Source organism: Streptomyces sp. NPDC041108, assembly GCF_055592645.1.
Genome location: NZ_JBVIYK010000007.1, coordinates 290,501 through 311,198 on the forward strand (window position 1 = coordinate 290,501; position 20,698 = coordinate 311,198).

General features: G+C 71.6%; 17 protein-coding genes and 1 pseudogene. 6 read left to right on the forward strand and 12 right to left on the reverse strand.

From position 1 onward, the window contains the following. Positions 1–99: 99 nt before the first annotated feature. Both ACZ6BB_RS21935 and xynC read right to left on the reverse strand, forming a co-directional pair. Complete coding sequence (locus tag ACZ6BB_RS21935; RefSeq protein WP_471616823.1) at positions 100–2,016, reverse strand: ABC transporter ATP-binding protein; 1,917 nt, start codon at positions 2,014–2,016, stop codon at positions 100–102. 228 nt (positions 2,017–2,244) lie between these two features. Beyond that, a complete protein-coding gene (xynC, locus tag ACZ6BB_RS21940; RefSeq protein ID WP_471616824.1) occupies positions 2,245–3,549 on the reverse strand; it encodes a glucuronoarabinoxylan endo-1,4-beta-xylanase XynC in 1,305 nt (434 codons plus the stop codon). A 208-nt stretch (positions 3,550–3,757) separates the two neighbouring features. On the opposite strand from xynC, the gene ACZ6BB_RS21945 reads away from it, so the two are divergent. After that, positions 3,758–4,117 carry a hypothetical protein gene (locus ACZ6BB_RS21945; protein ID WP_471616825.1) on the forward strand — a complete coding sequence of 120 codons (360 nt, stop codon included), beginning with the start codon at positions 3,758–3,760 and terminating at the stop codon, positions 4,115–4,117. A gap of 132 nt (positions 4,118–4,249) precedes the next feature. Here ACZ6BB_RS21945 and ACZ6BB_RS21950 read toward each other — a convergent pair whose 3' ends face one another. From ACZ6BB_RS21950 to ACZ6BB_RS21985, 8 genes are all read right to left on the reverse strand, one after another. Continuing rightward, positions 4,250–5,020 (reverse strand): methyltransferase domain-containing protein, encoded by a 771-nt coding sequence (locus ACZ6BB_RS21950; RefSeq protein WP_471616826.1) that lies wholly within the window; start codon positions 5,018–5,020, stop codon positions 4,250–4,252. A gap of 247 nt (positions 5,021–5,267) precedes the next feature. Continuing rightward, positions 5,268–6,305, reverse strand: coding sequence for a polyprenyl synthetase family protein (locus tag ACZ6BB_RS21955; protein ID WP_471616827.1), 1,038 nt, complete (start codon positions 6,303–6,305; stop codon positions 5,268–5,270). Further along, a complete protein-coding gene (locus tag ACZ6BB_RS21960) occupies positions 6,302–7,366 on the reverse strand; it encodes a tetratricopeptide repeat protein (RefSeq protein ID WP_471617012.1) in 1,065 nt (354 codons plus the stop codon). Before ACZ6BB_RS21960 ends, ACZ6BB_RS21955 begins: the two co-directional genes overlap by 4 nt. A 355-nt stretch (positions 7,367–7,721) precedes the next feature. Then, on the reverse strand, positions 7,722–8,372 hold the full coding sequence (locus ACZ6BB_RS21965; RefSeq protein ID WP_471616828.1) for a hypothetical protein: 651 nt from the start codon (positions 8,370–8,372) through the stop codon (positions 7,722–7,724). Positions 8,373–8,587: 215 nt separating this feature from the next. Continuing rightward, the gene (locus ACZ6BB_RS21970) at positions 8,588–9,751 is read right to left on the reverse strand and encodes a LysR family transcriptional regulator (protein WP_471616829.1); all 1,164 of its coding nucleotides are present in this window, start codon (positions 9,749–9,751) and stop codon (positions 8,588–8,590) included. A 143-nt stretch (positions 9,752–9,894) separates the two neighbouring features. Next, positions 9,895–10,737 carry a geranyl diphosphate 2-C-methyltransferase gene (locus ACZ6BB_RS21975; protein WP_471617013.1) on the reverse strand — a complete coding sequence of 281 codons (843 nt, stop codon included), beginning with the start codon at positions 10,735–10,737 and terminating at the stop codon, positions 9,895–9,897. 54 nt (positions 10,738–10,791) lie between these two features. Then, positions 10,792–12,144, reverse strand: a complete 1,353-nt coding sequence (locus tag ACZ6BB_RS21980) for a family 2 encapsulin nanocompartment cargo protein terpene cyclase (RefSeq protein WP_471616830.1) — start codon at positions 12,142–12,144, stop codon at positions 10,792–10,794. Between the two features lie 89 nt (positions 12,145–12,233). Then, entirely contained in the window at positions 12,234–13,649 is a 1,416-nt protein-coding gene (locus ACZ6BB_RS21985) for a family 2B encapsulin nanocompartment shell protein (protein WP_471616831.1), read from the reverse strand. 319 nt (positions 13,650–13,968) lie between these two features. Between ACZ6BB_RS21985 and ACZ6BB_RS21990 the strand changes: the two are divergent. Further along, positions 13,969–14,232, forward strand: a pseudogene (locus ACZ6BB_RS21990) (YrhB domain-containing protein); the annotation flags it as partial. Positions 14,233–14,598: 366 nt separating this feature from the next. Here ACZ6BB_RS21990 and ACZ6BB_RS21995 read toward each other — a convergent pair. Further along, complete coding sequence (locus tag ACZ6BB_RS21995) at positions 14,599–16,365, reverse strand: VanW family protein (protein ID WP_471616832.1); 1,767 nt, start codon at positions 16,363–16,365, stop codon at positions 14,599–14,601. Between the two features lie 332 nt (positions 16,366–16,697). Between ACZ6BB_RS21995 and ACZ6BB_RS22000 the strand changes: the two genes are divergently transcribed. The 4 genes from ACZ6BB_RS22000 to ACZ6BB_RS22015 all read left to right on the forward strand — a co-directional run bounded on the left by ACZ6BB_RS22000 (position 16,698) and on the right by ACZ6BB_RS22015 (position 19,568). After that, a complete protein-coding gene (locus ACZ6BB_RS22000) occupies positions 16,698–17,279 on the forward strand; it encodes a hypothetical protein (RefSeq protein WP_471616833.1) in 582 nt (193 codons plus the stop codon). 186 nt (positions 17,280–17,465) lie between these two features. Next, positions 17,466–18,146, forward strand: coding sequence for a class I SAM-dependent methyltransferase (locus tag ACZ6BB_RS22005; protein WP_471616834.1), 681 nt, complete (start codon positions 17,466–17,468; stop codon positions 18,144–18,146). A 407-nt stretch (positions 18,147–18,553) separates the two neighbouring features. Next, positions 18,554–19,189, forward strand: a complete 636-nt coding sequence (locus tag ACZ6BB_RS22010; protein ID WP_471616835.1) for a GyrI-like domain-containing protein — start codon at positions 18,554–18,556, stop codon at positions 19,187–19,189. Between the two features lie 34 nt (positions 19,190–19,223). Then, positions 19,224–19,568 carry a hypothetical protein gene (locus tag ACZ6BB_RS22015; RefSeq protein WP_471616836.1) on the forward strand — a complete coding sequence of 115 codons (345 nt, stop codon included), beginning with the start codon at positions 19,224–19,226 and terminating at the stop codon, positions 19,566–19,568. Between the two features lie 327 nt (positions 19,569–19,895). On the opposite strand, the gene ACZ6BB_RS22020 is transcribed toward ACZ6BB_RS22015, so the two are convergent. Further along, positions 19,896–20,627, reverse strand: a complete 732-nt coding sequence (locus ACZ6BB_RS22020; protein ID WP_471616837.1) for a PaaI family thioesterase — start codon at positions 20,625–20,627, stop codon at positions 19,896–19,898. Positions 20,628–20,698: the final 71 nt, after the last annotated feature.

Consider the following 20,698-nt stretch of genomic DNA (forward strand, 5'->3'; position numbering starts at 1 on the left):
CGGGAGGGCCGACGGCTGCGCCCGCGAAGTCCGGTGAGCAAGGCGGGACGTCTCAGCGGGACGCCGCCGGCGATCGAGAATGTCCGGGAATCGACTCGCTCACATGGACCCGGTCCTCGTACGGGTGTCGGACCACCTCCGGTGTTCCCCGTCCGCGGCAGGGTCGGCCGGTCCGGGCAGCCTGTCGGTGCCCGTCCCCGGGGCCGGGCACCCGTCGGCCGACTCGTCGCTCTCGCCGAGGAAACCGCCCGACTGGTGCTGCCACAGCTTGGCGTAGGCGCCCTCCGACGCGAGCAGTTCCTCGTGGGTTCCCTGCTCGACGACGCTCCCGCGGTCGAGGACGACGAGACGGTCCATGCCGGCGACGGTGCTCAGGCGGTGGGCGACCACGAGGGCGGTACGGCCGTCCATCAGCCGCCACAGCGCGTCCTGGACGAGGAGTTCGCTCTCCGAGTCCAGCGCGCTGGTCGCCTCGTCGAGCAGCAGGATCGGGGCATCGCGCAGGATCGCGCGGGCGAGGGCGACGCGCTGGCGCTGGCCGCCCGAGAGTTTCACCCCCCGCTCCCCCACCAGCGTGGCGAAGCCGTCGGGGAGCTGGTCGGCGAACTCCGTGACGTGCGCGGCCGCCGCCGCCGCGCGGACCTCCTCGTCGGTGGCCCCCGGCCGGGCGAAGGCGATGTTGTCCCGCAGGCTGCGGTGGAACATGGCGGGCTCCTGCGGGACGTAGGCGATCAGTGAGCGCAGGTCGGCCTGACGCAGTCGGCTGATGTCCTGCCCACCGATGGCCAGGCGTCCCCGGTCGATGTCCGCCATGCGCAGCAGGAGTCGGGTGAGCGTGGTCTTGCCGCCGCCCGACCTGCCGACCAGTCCGACCCGCGCGCCCGCGGGCACGTCCAGGTCGAGGCCCTGGAAGATCGGCTTCGCGCCCGCGTGGGCGAAGGTCACCGCGTCGAAACGGATGCCGGTGTCCTTCGGCGCGAGCGGTTCGGGTTCCGGCGGGTCGAGCACGGTGGGGGAATCCAGCAGCAGCTCGGTGAACTGCGCGGCTTCGGTCATCGAGCTCTCCAGCCGCCGGTAGATCTGGTTGAACTCGAACATGATCTGGGTCGCGTTGGAGTAGTAGGTGAACGCGACCACGATCTCCTCGACCCCCTGGCCCGAACTGCCGAAGACGATGGCGACCAGCAGGCCCAGCACGTTGGTCAGCACGGACATGGGGGCGATCAGGGTGTCGACGCGCAGGTTGCCGTAGTCCCAGGACCGCAGCGTCAGTCGCCGGGAGTCCGCGACCCGGCTGCGGTGTTCGTCGGCCTCCCGCCGCTCGGCCGCGAACGCCCGGATGGTCTCCATGTTCATCAGACTGTCGGCGACATGGCCGGAGACCCGGGCGATCGCCGCCTCACGGTCGTGGACGAGTCTCTGCCGACGACGGATCAGCGGTGTCGCGGCCACCACGGTCAGCGCGATCATCACCAGGAGGCCGACGACGAGCATCGGCTCGTAGCTCCACAGCACCACGGCACCGAACAGCAGCGGAACGAGGCTGCCCACGATCCGGTAGGTCAGCGTGTCGACGAAGTCCTCGAAGCGCTTGCCGAAGCTGAGGACCCGTTTGGTCAGGGAACCGGCGAAGTTGTCGTGGAAGAACGCCGCGTCCTTGGCGAGGAGTTCGTCCATGCCGCTCACGTACAGGTGTTCCATGCCGAGGGCGTCCACTCGGTTCAGGCAGTGCTGCCCGACACGCCACACGGCCTCGGCGAGCAGCAGCGTCACGCCGAAGCCCAGCACGTACGGCAGAGCCGCGCCGAGCGTGAGACCGTCGTCGGCCGCCTGTGCCGCCAGTTTCGCGATGAGCAGGGGGGCGACGTAGCGGATGCCGATGTTGCCCACGGCCGGCAACAGCAGCGCGGGTAGGGCCAGTCGTCGTAGTCGCAGCAGTTCCCGGCCGTAGTGGCGCAGCGCGAGAACGACCGCGCTCCTGCCCGGCGCCGGTCCTCGCGTTTCTGTTGTCCCCATCACACTCCCGGAGGTTCGGAAGTCGGAAGTGTCCCGTCCGGAGCGGTTTCCAGTCCAGGCATTTAACGCGGAACGGCGAGAATCGGACATCGGTGTCGGCGGGGTGCGCGTGCGGCATACACGGGAGGCGGAGAGCGTGCCCCACGGGCGGGTCCGGTCCGGCAGGGCGGCCGCCCCGACGCACGCAACCGGCCCGCGGGGCGCGCCCCTGGCACCCTTCCCGCTCGGTCAGCCCGTCACGAACGTCGTCACGCTGCGAGCGGGCAGCGTGGCGGTGAACGTCCCGTTGGCCACACCGATCGCGGCCTGGGGTGCGACGTTCCTGCTCGCGTCGGTCAGCCAGGACGAGACGCGGGACGGCGAACCGCTCGTCAGGGTGAACTGCTGACTCACCGCCGAGGCCCCCTTGTTGACGGCGACGACGGCGACCGTGGAGCCGGTGTTCCGGTACGCCGAGACGTACACGTCCGTCGCCGGCCTCGGCGTCGCGTCGATCCGCACATGGCCGGGCCGGACGAATCTGGCGAAGTGGGCCATGCAGGCGCCGCGCTTGCTGATCCTCCCGTCCTCGCGCATGGGTCCGTATCCGCGCCGGATGTACCACCAGATGTACGCCTGGAACTCGGCGTCGACCATGGCGCGGTGCATGTGCTCTCCCACGTCGAGGGCCTGGGGCCACAGGTCCGCCGAGTCGCTGCTGTTGGGGTGGTAGACCTCGGTCATCCAGAGTTCCTTGCCCGCGCCCTTCTGCTTGAACAGGGGGTAGGGGAAGTTCGAGAACGAGGTGCCGTAGAGGTGTGCGCCGACGATGTCCACGTTGGCGAGCGCGGCCGGGTCGTTGAGGATCGGGTCCGACATGTTCTTCAGGTACTGGAACGACTCCGGCGCGATGACCCTGGTGCCGATCGAGCCGGCGTTCTCCCGCAGGAACCGGACCATCTCGGCGGGGGTCCACCACGTCCAGTCGTGCGCGTAGTCGGGCTCGTTCTGCACCGATATGCCGTAGAGGGTCGCTCCGTTGTCCCGCATGTACGTGGTGAAGTCGTTCAGGTGCTGGGCGTAGGCGCCGTACATGTCGTACCTGAGGCGTCGGGCGTCGGTCTGGCTGCCGCGCACGAAGGTCTCGACCATGCGGGCGGGCGGATTCCACGGCGACGCGATGACGGCCGCGCCGAGCTGGGCCGCGCGTTTCGCGGTCGCCAGGTCCCGGCTCCAGGCCGCCCGGTCCTCGGGGACGGGGATCCGCAGCAGCGACAGACCCAGTTGCCCCTCTCCGGCCCCGAACGCCGTGTCCCGCTGAGCGGGGGTGAGGTCTCCGATCCACGCCGTGTGGGTCATGCCGCCGAAGCCGCGGATCGTCTGGCGGCGCGCGGCCGGATCGATGACCGCCGTCGCGGCCACGGCTTTCGTGGCCGCGGCGGCCGGCGCCGCGACGGCGGTGAGGATCGGCAGGGCGCCCACCGCCGCAAGCACGGTTCTACGGCTCGGTGATCCCCCGTGTCCGCACTCGGGCTCGTTCTGACGCTCGGTCATGTGATCTCCTCCTGGCTGCCACCCGGCTCGGACCCCTCCCGCCCCACCATGGGAGCGCTCCCACCCGCCGTTGGCGACACCACATCGAGCCATTCTTCGACGCGCCGGTGCCGGGCGCCGCCCGCCCGCCCCGCGCTCGTGCGCCAAAGGTGCCGCATTCCTGCGGCCGGGCCACTGCACTCCCCGGCGGGCGAATACACTCTGCGCCATGTCGAAGCCTGACAAGCTGCTCGTAGACGTCGCCGCCCTGGTCGAGTCCAAGAAGAGCACCCAGATGTCCCTGACCGTGGTCACCAGCGGTGCCGTCATCACCGGCCGACTGGCCCCCGAGACGGTGTGGAGACAGCGGGTGTCGGATGTGCTCAGGGATTCCGACCGCCTGGGCGAGTTCTCCGCCATGTTCGACGCCCCTGACGGGACGGACGAGGCGCCCACTCATCTGCACTTCCACGTCGCCCGCATCCTGCAGGGCACTGTGGGCATCCCGGAGACGGGAGGGATGTACCGCGTGGCGATCGAGGACGTCACCGCCTGGACGGTGGGCGACTTCAGCTATTCCGACAGCTGAGCAACCGCGGGCGGTCCCACCGCGCCGATGACCGGTGTGGTGGGACCGCGTGACCGCCGTGCCGACCGCGCCGGCCTGCCTCGGGGCGGTCGGCTCCGTCCGGCGGGCCGACGGACAGGTGCCGTGCGAGGGTCAGGTCTTCTTCGCGAAGACGAGCACCTCCGTGGACCCGACGCCCATGGGTGCCAGGAAGCCGCCCTCCAGGGTGCAGTCGAGGGTCTCGAAGAGGTCCACGCATGTCTGGCGCGGCATGGGGGCCGGATAGGAGTCGTGTCCCGAGCCGCCCTCCGCCGCCCAGGCGCGTACCGCCGCCGGGTCCAGGCAGTTCTCCGTCATGACGTCGAAGACGATCCGGCCACCGGGCCGGGTGACCCGTGCCATCTCCAGGAAGTAGCGGGAGGCACAGAGGAAGGTCACGGTGTTGAAGACCTTGTGGGCCTGAAGGAGGTCCACGCTGCCGTCGGGCGTCGGGGCGAGACTGCTTCCCTCGGTCGGCTGGGCGACGACACCGAACGTCTCCACCAGGTAGTCGGCCCAGGGCTTTGCCGTCTCGTAGATCTCGTAGCGGTCCGGCGAGCACTCCTTGAGTGTCTTCTCCAGGTACCGCCCGGACCCGGGACCGATCTCCAGCACCCTGCCCGGGGAACCGGCGAAGACCCCGCGGGCGCGCAGTTCGTCGATGGTCTTCTGCGTGGCGCCGGGCGTCCCGTTCATGACCTCGTCGATGTGGTCGCCGATCGACATGCCGGATGCGCGCGCGGCCCGCATCGTCGCCTCGAACGGAAGGAAGTCGTCGACGCCACCCAGATTGTTGGTGCTGCGCACGATGTCGAATCCGGCGCGCCCCAGGAGGCGCCTGACACCGGACTTGACCACTGACGGACCCTTGCCCACCGCATTCATCAGGCATCCCCCCAGATCGTCTCCACCCTCGGCGTCAGCATAGGAGTGCGAAGGCGGGCGCGCAGTGGGATGACGAATTCACTCATCGGCTGCCGAAGGCCGATACACCGCATCAGGACTCTTTGCCCGATATGCCCCTCACTGTCGGGGTCGTCTTCCGGCCCCTGTGGCCGACCGGTGGGGGCTGCCCGCCCCCTCCGGCAGTCCCGAGACCGAGGGGGCAGGTCCCGGGACGCGGCCGAGGGCCTCAGAGGTTCCGGCGCAGGAGGAACGCCGACAGCGCGCGCAGCTCGTCGACGGCCGCGCTCCGCGGCGCGAGGTCCGCCAGTGCGGCCTCCGCCGCCACGATGTGACGGCGTGCCTCGTCGACCGCCGCCGCCCGGCCCCCCGCCGCCTCGACGAGTACGGCCGCCTCCCGCGGATCCGCTTCCGACGTCAGCAGCTCGGCCAGCCGCCGCGCCTCGGGGGACGCCGAATCGAGCGCGGCCAGCACGGGGAAGGTCTTCTTGCGCTCGCGAAGGTCGCCGTGCACGGGTTTGCCGGTGATCTCGGGGTCGCCCCAGATGCCCAGCACGTCGTCGACGATCTGGAACGCCAGGCCGAGGCGGCGACCGGCCCGGTCGAGTGCCGCGACCGCGGCCGGCGAGCCGCCGCCGAGCAGGGCGCCGAGCGCTGCCGCGCAGCCCAGCAGCGCGCCGGTCTTCCGCTCGGCCATGGCCCGGTACTCCGCCGGACGCACCCGCTCCGGCCCCGCCCAGGGGCGTGCGGCGAACAACAGGTCGTCCGCCTGCCCGTGCACCAGCTCGCCCAGCGCCGTCGACAGGGTCCGCAGCGCGGACGCGCCCGCCTCCGCGGTGGCGAGCGTCTCGACGGCCAGCGCGAACAGGGCGTCGCCGGCGAGAACGGCGGGCCCGGTGCCGTACGCCTTCCACACCGCCGGGCGACGACGCCGTTCCGTGTCGCCGTCCATGATGTCGTCGTGCAACAGCGAGAAGACGTGGACCAGTTCCACCGCGACCGCCGCGGGCACCCCGGCCCGGGCGGGGGCGCCCACCGCCTCGGCGCCCAGCACGGCCAGCGCCTGCCGCACTCCCTTGCCACCGGACCCGCCAGAGGGAGCGCCACCCACCTCGCACCAGCCGAACGAGTACGCGGCCATCTCGCCCACCCAGGGGTGCGTCCGTCCGACGGCGTCCCGCAGCGCGGGCCGCACCAGCTCGCGGCAGCGATCCAGGACGAAGGGGACGTCGACCGGCGGCCGCAGTGCCGTGGAGAGCGTCGTCACCGTGCGGCCTCCACCCGGACGCCGCCCCGCGGGTGGGCCCGAACCCCGAGTTCGTCGTGCGCCCGCGCCACCATCTGCCGGGCGTGCCGCAGCCCGATCCGCTCCAACTCCTTCTCCAGTGCGGCCAGTTCGGCAGCCGTCTCGTCGTGGTCCCGGCCGAGCCGGGCGAGTGACTTGGCCAGCCCCAGCCGGGCCAGCGCCTGCCCGCGTGGCTCGCTCATCTCGCGGAACTCGCCGAGTGCCAGCTCGTAGGTGTCCCGTGCCTCGACGTAACGCCCGGCCCGGTAGTAGACGTTGCCGCGCATCTTGTGGTTGTAGGCCAGCGCGCTCGACAGGCGCATCGCCCGGCAGGTGGCCTCCGCCTCCGACAGCAGGGCGAGCGCGCGCTCCACGTCCCCGTCCCGCGCCGAGACGATGTCGGCGAGCCCGCGCAGCGCCCAGGCGTGACCGCGCCGGTCGTCGGCGCCCGCGGCTATCCCGGCCGCCTCCTCGAACAGGGCGTACGCGCTGTCGTACGCCCCCTGCTGGCGGCGGATCTGCGCGATGCCCTCCAACGCCCAGACGGTGTGCCGCGCCTCGCCGCGCCGCCGGGCCTCGGCCAGCAACTGCTCGTGCAGTCGGGCGACGGCTTCGTAGTCGCCCTGGATCCTGCCGGTCTCGGCCAGCCCCGCGAGGGAGTAACCGCGGACGACGACGTCGCCTCCCCGCGCGCCCAGGTCGGCCGCGAGCCCGAGGAGCCTCCGGGCCAGTGCGAACGAGCCGCGTTGCCGGGCCAGGGTGCCGCCGCTCCACAGCGCCCAGGCCATCGCTCCCTGGTCTCCCGCCGCCCTGGCCGCCCGGTAGCTCGCCTTCCACGCCTGGTCGGCATCGCCGATCTGCCCCAGCCGCCGGTGCGCCTCGGCCACCGCGAGCCCGGAGCGGGCCGCCTCGCCGTGCTCCCCGGCACGCTCGGCCTCTCTCAACTGCCGTGTACCGGCCGCCAGTACCTCGGTCAGCGAGGAATTCACGGACAGGGTGGTCAGGGCGCCCTGGTATTCGGGGGCGAACGCCTTGCCGTACATGGTTGCCTTTCGGTCCGGTCGCATGCGTCAGCTCGTGTCGTCTATACATGCGATCTCTACACGTCGCGTATACACAGTGCGTATAGAGCGTCGGAGATGAACACGGTGACCCCAGGGGCCTCAGCTTCATCTGTTACCGATCAAGATGCCGTGCGCGCCACGTAGGTTGCCCGTGAGGCGCAGATCACCTTGGGGGCATGCCCGTGGAGACAGGCACGAGGGGGCAGAGCGACCCCCCAACTCGCCTGTACGACGGCCGACTTCGGCATCGCGTGACGCGGGTCCGGCCTCCCGGGCGGCGCTCGCCGTCCGGGTCAGCCGGGTCGACAGGAAGCAGCTGGAAGCAGGCAGCCGATCAGTCGTCCTGTGCTCTCGCTTCGCTCGGCAGGCAGACCTGACGGGCCCACAGGCCCAGCAGAGCCACACCACCGACCAGCAGAGGCACCGGATCGGCGGCGGAGGGCGCCAGCACGTATCCCAGCGCCGTGACCGTGCAGACGGTCAGGGGGATGAACGCGGCGGCGCCCTCCATCCCCGAGCGCAGCGCCGGCCGTCCGGCGCCCAGGACGCTCGCCCCGCCGGGCACCCACGGGCCGACGGCGACGGTCAGCAGTCCTGCGGTGACAAAGACGTCGGCCCACTGGAACGACAGCACCTCGCGGCCACCCGGATCGGCCGGCGACAGCGGCAGACTGTCACCGACCACCATGAAAGACACTCCCACGATCGCCGCCCAGACCGTCGCGCGCTGGTCGTCGCGCACGAGACGTCGCAGGGCGAGCAGGAATCCGAGGAACACGACCTCCGCGGCCCACAGGACGCCGAGCATTCCGGTCCCCGGACGCCACCCCTCACCCGCTCTGCCCAGGAACACCCAGCCAGCCATGAACGCGGCCCCGGCCATGACCGCCCCGTCGAGTACGCGCCGCAGCCAAGCCCGCCATCCCGAACCGGCATCCGCCGCGGCCACCAGACCGGCCATCCCCAGCCCGACCGTGATGGTCACGCCCACGATCACGGCCAGACCAGTCGGCCCACCCGCATCCGGTGCCTGCGCCGGTTGAACCGACAGCCGGGCGAGCACGGCACGGTAGACACCGCCGGCGGCCGCTGAGCCCGCCACCAACAACAAACGCGTCCGTGCTCGTCCGTGCGCCCCCCGTACCCGCAGCAGCAGGGAGAGGGTCAACACCCAACAGCCGACGGACGGTCCGAGGGACATCATCCGCACCCCCTATCTCCCCAACCTCGGCATACAGGTGCCCCCTTCGAGCGGTGCCCGCCGTCAGGGCTTCCCTCCGGCCGCCGGATCCGTACGCAGACCGTACGGAACTCACACCCGCATCGACTGACAAATCCGTCGGATTCACTCGTGTTGCGTAAGGGAGTCCCACGCGCTTGCGGGATGCGCGTCGGCGGGCGCCGCCGCGTACGCGGCCCGTTCTCCGGCCGTCCGTCGCCACTGTCCCAGAGTGATGGGGCCGAGGCCGGCCGCCGTTCGGGCCAGTGCGCGGACAGCGGGGCTGTCGGTGGTGGTGCGCCAGGTGAGCGCCCGATCGAGGGCGGGGGCGTCGTGCAGAGGAAGGAAGACGACGCCCGGCGGCTTGTTGTAGCGGGCCGCGACCTCGCCAGCGGGTGCACGCAGCGCCCTGCGGCGACCAGGGTGAGGATCTCTTGGAAGGTCCGCGCGGCGGGCCCACGGGGGATGCGGCGGCCGAGCGGAGTGCGGGTGAGGACCATGGAGGAGACCCAGTGTTCGGGGGCATCGGGGCCCAGGTCGACGACGTGGTTGGCGGCGAGGTCCTCCAGGGACGCCGTGCCGCGTGCGGCGAGCGGGTGGTCGGCCGACACGGCCAGCACACGGCCCCCGGTGAGCTCGGTGGGGCCGACGGTGAGATCCGGCTCCGCGACGGGCAGCCACAGCACACGGGCGTCGTGCACGCCGGCGCGCAGAGCGGTGAACGCATCGTTGCCGTTGATCTCGCCGAACTGGATGCCGTATTCCGGGTGACGGGCACGGAACGCGTCGACCAGGGGCCGTAGTTCGTGTCCGGCATGGGCGAAGACACCCAGCCGCAGGGTCCGTCCCGTGTTCCGGCCGACCGCCTGGGCCCGGGCGAGTCCTGCGTGGAGGAGGTCGAGGGCCTGCTGCAGGTCTTCGCGGAGACGCCGGCCCACGGGGGTCAGGGTCACGCGGCGGCTGGTGCGGTCGACCAGGGGCACACCGAGGCGGCGCTCCTGCGCTCCGGCTCGGTTCCCTGGCCGACTGCTCCCTCCGCCCGGGACCCACGACCGACACTGTGGAAGCCTTGCTGGGCCGGTCCGCTCGCACCTTCGCCGACTGGGCACGGGACAGCCGCGCCCGCCTTCGGCTGACCGGACCACCCGGCGAGGACGCGCCTGCGCTTGCTCGGCCGCACGGAGGACTGCGACTTCACCACCGCTCGCCCTGACCCTCAGGACCCGCCCTCAGGGCACCGGCGACACCCCTGCGCACGGGGTGTCGCCGGTGCCCCGCGAGGCGGGACTCACACGCGGTCGGCCGCGATCAGGACGTACTGGAAGGAGCCGTCCCGGTAGGACTCGATGAACGCCTTCTCGATGCCGGTGACCAGCGAGGACGTGGCCCGCAGTTCCCAGTAGGGCAGGGTTTGCGGGGTGAGGTCGACGATGGCCTGCGGCACCAGCCTGTTGTCGGCCATGGCACGCAGATACTCCCTGCGCGAGTGGATGTTGCACTCGAAGTGGGCGTTGATCTCGGAGACCCACTTCGACGGCTGCCCGTAGCGGGGGTTCCAGCAGCCGGTGATGGTCACGTACCGGCCACCCACCTTCAGGAAGCGCGAGTGCTCGGCGAACAAGTCGTGGAGGTCGACGTACATGGTCGACTCGTTGTTCCACGAAGCCGTGACGCTGCCCTTGTCGAAGGGCGTGTCGAGCATGTTGCACACGCGGGAACGGACGCGGTCCTCGACGCGCAGTTCCCGCGCGCGCCGGTTGCCGAAGTCGGCCTGGGCGGCGGACAGGGTGACGCCCTCGACCGCGCACCCGAAGCGACGGTGGGCCATGATCATGGATCCGCCGCGCCCGCAGCCGGCGTCGACGAGGGTGTCGTCGGGACCGACGGGGCCGAGGTGGTCCAGCAGGAACTCCGCCTGCGCCGACTCCAGTCGGTGCAACTCCGCGATGAGCTTCTTCTCGTACTCGCTGTGGGCCGGGTCGCCGAGTGCGGCCTTGTCCACGGCACCGATGCCGTAGTGGTGATGGTAGAGACCGTCCACGTCACCGAGGCGGAGGTTGACGGGCCGGGCCTCGTTGTTCCAATAGCGGGCGATGTCCCCCTGGTACGGCGTCGCCGGCGCCGGGATCATGGCGGTGGCGGTCGAGGTGGCGGTCGTTTCAGTGGTCACAGAGATATCCGTTCTTCACCAGAAATCGGGCAGGGTGTAGCGGTAGGTATTGGTGCGGTGCCAGTCGTGGTTGCCGTCGACCCAGGCGGCCACGCCCTTGAGGAAACGCAGCACGGGGGGCAGGGGGCAGGCTTCCGCGAGTTCGGCCGAGGCTGTCTCGAAGGCGTGCTGAAGGTCGTTGTGGACCTCGACGGCCTTCAGATAGGCATCGCGCACGGAGAGCTGCTCGCGTTCCGCGATCACCACGGGAAGGTTCAGGTGGTGTCCCGGGCTGTCGAGTTCCTTGGTGTACGAGTAGAGGTCGTTGACGATGGTGGTCGCGTTGCCGGCCAGGGCGATGACCCGTTGCATGTCCGGCCGGGCGTGCAGGTCCGCGGGCAGTTCGTAGCCGCCGACGGTGTCGGTGATCGTGGGGCAGGGGCGGAAGTTGTTGAACTGGCGCATCGCCAGGTACTCCCACACCTCGGGGACGTGGCCGGTCTGTGCCCAGGCGGCCTCGGCGAGGTAACCCATGTGCAGCCGGGCCATGTCGTGCCGGTAGCGGTCGGCCTGGGAGGGTGTGGCCGCGCCGGCGAAGTAGTCCATGGCGCTGCGGTACGCGCGGCGCGGGGCGTCCGACGCGAGAGACTCCTGCCACGCCGGCGCGTACTCCGCGGTGGTGTGGAAGTGGTCGAGCGCGGTGTGTGCGAGGAGCAGCCGCCCGCCGAGACCGACGGGGGACCCGCCGTGGTCCTCGCAGTAGCAGTCGTCCACCGCGTTCTCCGCGACCATCAGCCTCGTGGCGAGCATCAGGTGGTCGATCGTCGGGGCGTCGGGGTGGCAGGCGACCATGTAACGGCCGACGGAGAAGCCGTCGAACTGCCCCTCCCACTCCTCGGGGTAGAGATGGACCTCGTCCTCTGCCCAGCGCTTGATGCGGCGGCTCACCTCTTCGACGCGCACGGGGTCGGGCTCAGGGACGGGGTGGTGGTAGAGGCCCGGGACGGCTCGTCCCGCGGCGGGCTCGGCGGGTGCCGGGGACACCGGACCGGGGAGCGGGGACGGGTACCTGTCGGCGACGGTGAGCGAGGCCGTGCCCGGTCCGGTCGGTCCGCGCAGGATCCGATGGAGGGCGGAGCCGGCCGCGGTCGTGTCAGGCGTGCCCGGTACGGCGGCGGAGTGCTCCACCGGCGGTGACGGCGTCGGCGGGGGCCCCGGCGGTGGTGGGCGGAGGATCGCGACCGGCGGATGCAGTGCTGCCAGGAAGCCGGAGGCGGTCGGGGTGACCGGACGGTGGTCCGGGGCCGCCGGCGCCGCCGCGTCCGGCACGGCGCTGGGCGGCGGCCCCTGCTCAGGGGTGAATGATCCGAGGGGCCCGGAAGTGGGCATCGTCGGGGGCTCCTTGTTGCGGCGGGGTGGGCGCTCCGAAGTGCGCGGAGCGTGCGTGTCAGGCGTGGACCCTGCGACGGATCAGGGCTTCAGCGCGGACCGGGGGCGATCTGCACGTTCTCCAGCACGCCGACGGCGTCGGGCAGGAGCACCGCGGCGGAGAAGTAGGTGCTGACGAGGTAGGAGATGATCGCCTGCTCGTCGATGCCCATGAACCGCACGGAGAGCCCGGGTTCGTACTCGTCCGGCAGGCCGGTCCGCCGCAGGCCGATGACGCCCTGGCTCTTCTCGCCGGTGCGCATCGCGATGATGGAGCTGGTCTGCTCCCTGCTGATCGGGATCTTGTCGCACGGGAGGATGGGGACCCCGCGCCATGCGGGGACGGACTGCCCGTCGAGGTCGACCTGATCGGGGCGGAGACCGCAGGCGTTGAAGCCGCGTCCGATGGCGGCGATGGTCCTGGGGTGGGCGAGGAACATCCTGGTGCCGCGTCGGCGGCAGAGCAGATCGTCCATGTCGTCCGGGGTCGGGGGGCCGAGCCGGGGCTGGATCCGCTGCTTGAAGTCGGCGTTGTGCAGCAGCCCGAACTCACGGTTGTTGATCAGCTCGTGTTCCTGGCGCTCGCGCAGGGCCTCGACGGTGAGCCTGAGTTGCTCCTCGCTCTGGTTCATCGGACCGTTGTAGAGGTCGGCGACCCGGGTGTGGATCCTCAGCACGGTCTGTGCGACGGAGAGTTCGTACTCGCGCGGGTTCAGTTCGTAGTCGACGAAGGTGCCCGGCAGTTCGGGCTCTCCGACGTGGCCGGCCGAGACGGCGATCCGTGCCTCACCGTGTTTGTTCTGCGGCAGCCGCGTGCGGGAGCCGAACCGGTCGAGGTGGGCCCGAAGAGCGGGCGCCGTGGCCTGGACCGCGGTGAAGTCGGCGCGGGAGAGGGTGAGGAGGGTGCCGGCGGTCTCGGCGGTGACCGTGCAGTCGTGGCGGGCGTCGGGGTCCGACAACGCGTTCGCGCCGAAGTGCTCGCCGTCGGCGAGGACCGCGATGGCGGTCTCACCGCCGTACTTGCCCTCGGAGGTCTCGCTGACCCGGCCGTGGGCGATGAGATGGATCCGGTCCGCGGGGCTGCCTCGCTCGACGAGGACTTCGCCCGCCGTGAAGTCGCGCTGCGCGCAGCGGTCGGCGAGCGCGGTGAGGACGTCCCTGTCCTCGAATCCGCGTAAGAAGGCCAGCTCACCGAGTCCTTGAGGGATGACCCGGACCGTGGCGCCCTCCTGGACGAAGCCGACGCGCCCGTTGCCGAGGGTATGGCGCAGCCGTCGGTTGACCCGGTAGGCGCCGCCCTCGACCTCCACCCAGGGCAGCATCCGCAGCAACCAGCGGGAGGTGATCTCCTGCATCTGCGGGGCCGACTTGGTGGTGGTGGCGAGGGTGCGGGCGGCGGCGGTACTCAGAGCCTGTTGCGGCACGCCTGGGGCGGTCTGCGCCTCCGGACTGCTGTCGACGGACATCGAGGGGGCTTTCTCCTTGCGCGACGGGCCGTCAGGCGCACACGGGTGCGCCGACCGGGAGACAGGGAGGGGTGGGCAGCGGCGAGAAGGATCACGGGAATCCCTCCACCTGCAGAAACCTAGCCTCCCAAGCGGCCACATCCACCAGGCGGACGAGATGCTTACCTCGAAGCAGTGACAATCGGCGCGATGCGTTTATCCGTCCGCCATACGTCTCAGCCGTGCTGTCCCGGGCCACCGCGGCCGGCGTTCCCCGAAACGCGGCGCCACGACCGCCCACCCGGACCGCGTGGCCCGCTGCCGTGTCCCGGCCAGGACAATGCGTTGGCCGTGCCGTACATCCGTGCGGGATGCTGCGTACGTGATCGCCCGAGAAGCAGCTGTCCGCCTGGTCGAGGAACAGCTGGTGCGTGACTACAGGACATGGCTGGCCACCGACCCGGACGCGATGCGCATGGCAGTGCTCGGTGTCGGACAACACGAACTGGTGTGGATCGTCTCCTGGCAGTCCGAGGAGTTCGTACGCACGCGGAGGCCGGAGCGCATGCTGGTCGGCAACGGACCGTACCTGGTCGATCGCGTCGACGGGTCACTGCACCAGATCGGCGTCGTGTCCGCCAAGTCAGGGGCGTGGGAGGCCGACTACCGAACCCGGATACGTGGACTGCCGGTGCGTACGGCGGTGGACGACCTCCACGACGCGGTACGCGCAGTCGCCACCGCGCGCGGACGCGTGCACGCCGTACTGACACTGCGGCGGCGACTGCCGGTCCTGCGCCCGCCGAGGCTCTGGAGTACGTGGGCGCGCTGCTGGACGGTGATCCCCCGGGCCGTCTCCTCGCGGTGGCCACCAGGGCCCTCGTCGCACCGCCCTTCGACCCGGTGTCGGCTGTGGAGACGATTCGCTCCGGTGCGCGGGGCCGGGCCGGGTGACCGAGGGCTGCCGGGGCTACCCGTGGGTGGCGGGCGGTGTCGTCCGTCCGGTGGTGGGGCGGGCACTGTCGGACGGCTCGGGGGTCTCGCAGGTGATCTCGTCGCGCGGGGTGTAGTGGGTGCGGAACGGCTCCCGCCGCACTTCCTTGCCGTCGTCGTAGAAGACGCGCTCCACGGTGACGTCGAAGCCTTCGAGCGGCGTCTGGGGGACACACTTGTCGTCGGTGCGCACCTTCTTGGCCGGCGGCTGCACATGGGTCCGGGGCCCCTTCACCGACCTGATCTCGTCGTAGTGCCTGGTGCCGATGAAGGTGATGGTCACCGAGGTGTCCGTGGACTCGGCCTGGATGTAGACGGCCTTGCCGGAGTCGTTGGTGAACCGGAGGTCGAGACTGCCCCAGGCGACCGTCGCCTCACGGCCCTCCGGGTAGCGCTCGATGTAGAAGGAGTGCGCGCCGTGCTCCACGGGCTTGACCCCGGCGAAGAACATCGCGTTGTACATGGTGGTGGCCACGGCGGACACCCCGCCGCCCGCCGCCTTGGTGAACTGGTCGTCGAGGATCATGATGCCCTCGACGAAGCCGTTGGCCTCGGTGCGCCGGCCCACGGTCCGGTTGAAGCTCCAGGTCTTGTCGGGCATGACGACGGAGCCGTTGATGAGCTGCGCGGCCCGCCCGATGTTCTTCGTGCGGTAGGGGGCCGGTTCGAAGTTGACGGTGAAGGAGGACATCTTCTGCGTCAGCCCCAGCCGTGCGGCATTCTCGCGGGTCACCTCGGGCTGGATGCGTCGCGCGGCCACGTCCGCGGTACGGGCGGAGCCCGTCCTGGTGAGCAGTGGCAGCACCGCCTCGCTCAACGCGCTGTCGCTGATCTGGACGCCGGGTCGGGCGTCCTCGGCCACCGCGACCTGGTCGCCGTCCAGCTTCAGCCTGGCGTTCTGGGCCGTGGTGGTGACGGCGGCCAGGGGGCCGGCGACAGCGGGGGCGGAGCGCAGGCCCTTGGCGTCCAGCTTCGGCACCAGCCGGCCGGAGCCGTCCGGCACCATCCTCAGGTGTTCGCCGAGGACCGCCTGGTCGACCGTGAAGCGCCTGCCGGCCGCGGTGAGGGTGACGGGCGCCGACATGGCCGGCTGAGCGAAGTCGCGCACCGCCCGCCGTACCTCTTCCGCCGTCACCGTGGGCTCGGTCTCGCGGGCGGGAAGGACCGTGACCTTGTCCTCCGCGCCGTGCAGGAAGGAGGTCCGCAGGGTGTCGACGGCGGCGTCCACGTCCAGGGTGTAACCCCTGTGGGCGGCGACCTGCGCGACCCGGCCGTCCGCGAAGGTGACGGCACCGTCGCGGACCTTCTGGTCGAGCGCCTTCGCCAGGTTCCCGAGAGCGGTGTGGGCCTTGTCCTCGTCGAGGCGTACGACCGGCTCGACGTCTCCCCCCGAGTGGAAGAAACCGCCGATCACGCTGAGAGGGTCGGACGCGGTGCGTGTCGCCCGGTCGACGGTCCGCTCGCTGTCGAAGCCGAGTCCGGCCTGCCGCGTGTCGACGGTGCCGCTGCGGTCGCCGACTCGCACGGCCAGCTCTCGCGGGCCGCCCGTGGCCAGGTGATCGTCCAGCTTGCGGATGGCCTCCGCCCGGCTGAGACCCCCGATGTCCACCCCGCGCACCGTCGTACCCGCCTCGATGTCACCGCTCGTGACGAGCAGGGCGGCCAGGTAGAGACCGCCGAGGCCGACAGTCAGCGCACCGCCCGTCAGGACGGGGGACGGCAGGGAGGCTATTCGCAGACGCATGGGGCTCCCGGACGGGTAGCGGCGGGCGGTGCGCGCGGCGGCGCGGCACCGTGGGCGGGTCGGACACCTCAAGCTACCCATAACGGACTACGGGGACGTATGTCGCAGAACACGTATGTTTCAGATCACCTCGAGGTGGTCGCCGCGCGGGGGACCCACAGTGACCACGGCGTGACCCCTGGTGCCGGCGCGCGTGGGGGGAGGGCGTCCCGCAGGCCCTGGATGCCGCGATGTCCCACGCCGATAAATCGGGCACCCACACGGTGCCCGCCGCGTCAGACGCTCAGGCCCGCCTCGGAGAGAATCTCTCCCACCCACGGAAGCGAGGTCACTTGAACGCCGACGACGCCGCCCACTCCGACACCAGCGCCGACTCCGGCTCCGGCTCCGCTCACGACAACCCGAGCCGCGACATCAGCACTTGGTCGATCGAGCGTCTCCGGTCGTTCACCGACCAGGCGCGGGACGGGGAGTTCGAGGCCGTGCGTGTGGTCGCGCAGCGGCATGCCTATGACGCCGGCAGGTCTCCCGAAGCCCGCCGCCGGTGGGCCGCGTTGTCATTGCGGGCCAACCAGCGGCTGAACAGCGACAGTGCGTGGGATCGAGCGCGCACGGCACAGCAGAACTTCATGCTCCGCATGTGGGTGATCGAACGGCTCGGCCCCGATCCCACGGACCCGGACTGGGACCCCGAGACACTCGCGGCCGACACCGTCACCGCACTCGCGCTCACTCCCGCCACGGCCCGGGCTCTCGCCGGTCGCTGGCGCGACCTCCCGATCGAGGAGATCGGCGAGCTGAGGCGGCACAAGAACCTGACGGCGCATGTGCGCGGGCTTGTCGGCCACCTGCGCCCCGGGCCGGTACGGGATCTGCTGCTCACCTGGTCGGAGACGCGGACTCACCTGCCCTGACCGGCGGCGACGGAGGCGTCGGGCTCCCGGGGGCGCGGGTGCGGCGCAGGTGGGTCTCGCTCAGGTCGTGGGTGGCCTCCCGTCGCTCGATCCGCGGACGGTGGCCTGCCCCGGGGGTGATCGCACGATTTGCCGGACCGGCAACAGGAGTGGCCGGACGGGAGCGCGGTGGGCGACGGTGGATCCATGACCGACGACATCGCAACAGGCTCACCCGTGTCCGACCTCGTCCCCTCTGCCGACGGCTACGTCGGGGACCCCGCGGTGCGGGCGGAGTGGGACGGCCGTTATGCCGACCGGACACAGTTGTGGAGCGGTCGGCCCAACGGCGCACTCGTGGCCGAGACCGCCGGGCTCACCCCCGGGCGCGTGCTCGACGTCGGCTGCGGCGAGGGCGCGGACGCCGTATGGCTCGCCCGCGGCGGCTGGGACGTGACCGCGCTGGAGGTCTCCGGTGTGGCGCTGGAGCGGGCGGCCGGGCACGCGCGGGACGCCGGCCTCGCCGTTCGCTGGGTACACGCCGAACTCGCCGAAGCGGCGCTCCCGCCCGGCTCCTTCGATCTGGTTTCCGCGCAGTACCCGGCCTTGCTGCGGACCCCCGACGCCGCGGCCGAACGGGCGCTGCTCGCAGCCGTCGCACCGGGTGGCGTGCTGCTGCTCGTGCACCATGCCGGGATGGAGACCCAGCAGGCGCACGAGGGCGGTTTCGATCCGGCCGACTACGTGTGGCCCTCGATGGTCGCCGAACTGCTCGACGACGACTGGGAGATCGAAGTGGACGAGCAGCGGCCGCGTGTGGCCCCCGACGGTGGAGCCGGCGCCCACCACACCGACGACCTGGTCCTGCGCGCACGTCGACTGCGCTGAGCCTTCTCCGCTCACGGGCCCTTCCTCTTCCCCCCGGCACAGGGTTGTCGTGGCGTCACCTCACCCTGCGAGCCGGTAGGCGTTCGCGATCGTCTCGCGCACGGTTGCCGCGCTTGTCCTTCAGGTCGTCCAGTGGGCCGGACCACCGCGCCGTCGGAACCGACGACCGCACGGTCCCCGGTGAGCAGCGTGACGGTCGCCGCTTCCCCGCCCTCGTGCACCTGCCGACGTGTTCTCCGGTTCTCCACGTGGGGAACACGTTAGGTTGCGCGGTGGCGCGAGTGCGCCGGGGGGCGGGAGAGAAGGGCGGGAAGCGCGGAGCCGGACCGCTCCGGCGCGAGCGCGAGCCCGCGCCACCGCACCCCCAGGACACCGTCATGACAGTGACGTTCAGGAGGGTTCCGGACATGACGACCAAGTACGACGTCAAGCGCGCGCTCAAGGCGTGCTACGCGCCGAGGAACACCGACTGGGAGCTCGTCGACGTCCCCGAACTCCGTTACCTCGCCGTCGACGGGCACGGCGATCCGAACACGGCCGCCGCGTACCGTCACGCGGTCGAGGCCCTCTACGCGGTCGCCTACACCGTCAAGTTCACGAGCAAGCGCGAGTTGGGCGAGGACTTCGTCGTGGGCCCGCTCGAAGGGCTGTGGTGGGCCGACGACATGGACGACTTCCTGGCCAGACGCAAGGACAACTGGCGGTGGAGCATGCTCATCAACGTCCCCGACTGGATCACCGACCCCATGATCGAGGACGCCCGTCGGGCCGCCCTGGCCAAGAAGGACCGGCCCGCCCTCCGGGACGTCCGGCCGGAGATCCTGCGGGAGGGGACCAGTGCCCAGGTCCTCCACATCGGCTCCTACGACGACGAGACACCCGTCCTCACCAGGCTGCACCGCGACTACCTCCCCGCCAACGGCCTGCGGGAGGCGGGGCTGCATCACGAGATCTACCTCAGTGACCCGCGCAGGACCGACCCGGCCAGGCTGAGGACGGTCCTGCGACAGCCGGTGGAGCGGTGGCGGCCCGAGGAGCCGTGAGGCGTTCGCCCACCGCCCTTCACTGCCTCGTGCGGTGCCTCGGGACACGGGCGCGGGCGGTGAGCAGGGCGGTCGCGAGCCCGAGGGCGAGGACGTGGAGCACGACGACGGCCACCGCCACGCCCGTCCCGCCGAGCTGCGACGGGCGCAGGAATTCGTACGGCATCGTCGCCGCGCCGGGGCAGGGTGGGGGCGTACGGGCTGGAACTCCGCGACCACCCAGACCGGTGCGACGGCGTGCAGCAGGACCGTGGCGGCGCGGGCCCACACGTCGTCGTGGGCGCCGAACCACGTGCCCGACGGACTGCTCGGCGCGATCACCGTGCAGTGGACGAGCGCGGACAGGACCACGCCGACCCGCTGCCGCGGCGCCGGGTGACCAGCTCGGAGCCCGGTCGGTCCTCCAGGGGGCGGACGGCGCCGGGAACGGTCGCCGTCCGTTCCAGGTGGGGCCGGATCAGACGGTTCTCGTGGCGTACGGCGGCCAGGAGGTCCAGGGCACTCCGGCGTCGTCTCGCGACCGGTTCCACCAGCACGACCGTTCTCAGCGGCGGACCAGTGTGGGGCGCGCCCGACACGGCGGCCCTCGCGGCGGCGAACGACGCGCCGAGCGCTCGACCCGGACAGTGCCCGACGGCTGCGCGGCAAGAGGTAGGACGGCGAGTCGGGGGCGCCGCGAGAATCCGTGCCGCCCCCGGGCCGTCCGTCAGGCGGGGGCGGGGGCGGGCCGGGGATCGATCCACAACGCCTCGGAGAGGGCGCACAGTTCGCCCTCGGCCGTGGTGAGCGCGACGCCCATCGTGTGTTTGCGGCCGGACTCCGACAGCAGCCAGGCGTACACGACGTGCGGTTCGCCCGTCGCGACCGGCCGCAGGATCGAGCCCGTCAGGGACGCGGTGACCGCGCCCGGACGCTGGGTGCCCAGGAAGCGGCCCGCCCAGTTTCCCGGGCAGTCCAGGGCACCCCAGACCAGTCGGGCCGGGAGCCGGCCGTCCTGGTCGGCGAAGACCGGGGACGGGACCCAGGCGGCGGCCACGAGGGCCGGCTCCGGCACCGGCGCGCAGTGCACGCGCAGACCTCGGTCGGGAGCGCGCAGGCCGCAGCCGAAGCAGTCGACCACACCGGGCGGCGGATCGGACCGGAACCGCTCGGACGCGGCGGCCGCCGCCTCCCAGGAGGGCGCGGCCGGCACGTCGAGCGACAACTCGGCGGGGCGGGCCGCGGCGAGGGGGCGTTCCGCCTCGCCCAGCCGAACGCCCCCGTCCGCCGTCTCCACGACGGGCAGGGCCACTTCGACGGGTGCCGGCCCACGGAAGTCCACCCGTACCGTCCGCGCGTCCAGCCTCTGCGCGAGCGCCCCGGCGACGTATCCGCCGAAGGCCACCCCGGGGTAGCCGACGTACAGCTCCGGCACCACGATCGCGTCGCTTCTCGTCATGATCCCCACTTCAGCACACGCCGGGGACCACACCCCGCCGACGGGCCGGACCCGGTAGGGGCCCGGCCTCG

Coding starts and splice junctions, on each gene's coding strand:
- ACZ6BB_RS21935 (WP_471616823.1), bottom strand. CDS start 2,016: ATGGGGACAACAGAAACGCGAGGACCGGCGCCGGGCAGGAGCGCGGTC.
- xynC (WP_471616824.1), bottom strand. CDS start 3,549: ATGACCGAGCGTCAGAACGAGCCCGAGTGCGGACACGGGGGATCACCG.
- ACZ6BB_RS21945 (WP_471616825.1), top strand. CDS start 3,758: ATGTCGAAGCCTGACAAGCTGCTCGTAGACGTCGCCGCCCTGGTCGAG.
- ACZ6BB_RS21950 (WP_471616826.1), bottom strand. CDS start 5,020: ATGAATGCGGTGGGCAAGGGTCCGTCAGTGGTCAAGTCCGGTGTCAGG.
- ACZ6BB_RS21960 (WP_471617012.1), bottom strand. CDS start 7,366: ATGTACGGCAAGGCGTTCGCCCCCGAATACCAGGGCGCCCTGACCACC.
- ACZ6BB_RS21975 (WP_471617013.1), bottom strand. CDS start 10,737: ATGATCCCGGCGCCGGCGACGCCGTACCAGGGGGACATCGCCCGCTAT.
- ACZ6BB_RS21980 (WP_471616830.1), bottom strand. CDS start 12,144: ATGCCCACTTCCGGGCCCCTCGGATCATTCACCCCTGAGCAGGGGCCG.
- ACZ6BB_RS21985 (WP_471616831.1), bottom strand. CDS start 13,649: ATGTCCGTCGACAGCAGTCCGGAGGCGCAGACCGCCCCAGGCGTGCCG.
- ACZ6BB_RS21995 (WP_471616832.1), bottom strand. CDS start 16,365: ATGCGTCTGCGAATAGCCTCCCTGCCGTCCCCCGTCCTGACGGGCGGT.
- ACZ6BB_RS22005 (WP_471616834.1), top strand. CDS start 17,466: ATGACCGACGACATCGCAACAGGCTCACCCGTGTCCGACCTCGTCCCC.
- ACZ6BB_RS22010 (WP_471616835.1), top strand. CDS start 18,554: ATGACGACCAAGTACGACGTCAAGCGCGCGCTCAAGGCGTGCTACGCG.
- ACZ6BB_RS22020 (WP_471616837.1), bottom strand. CDS start 20,627: ATGACGAGAAGCGACGCGATCGTGGTGCCGGAGCTGTACGTCGGCTAC.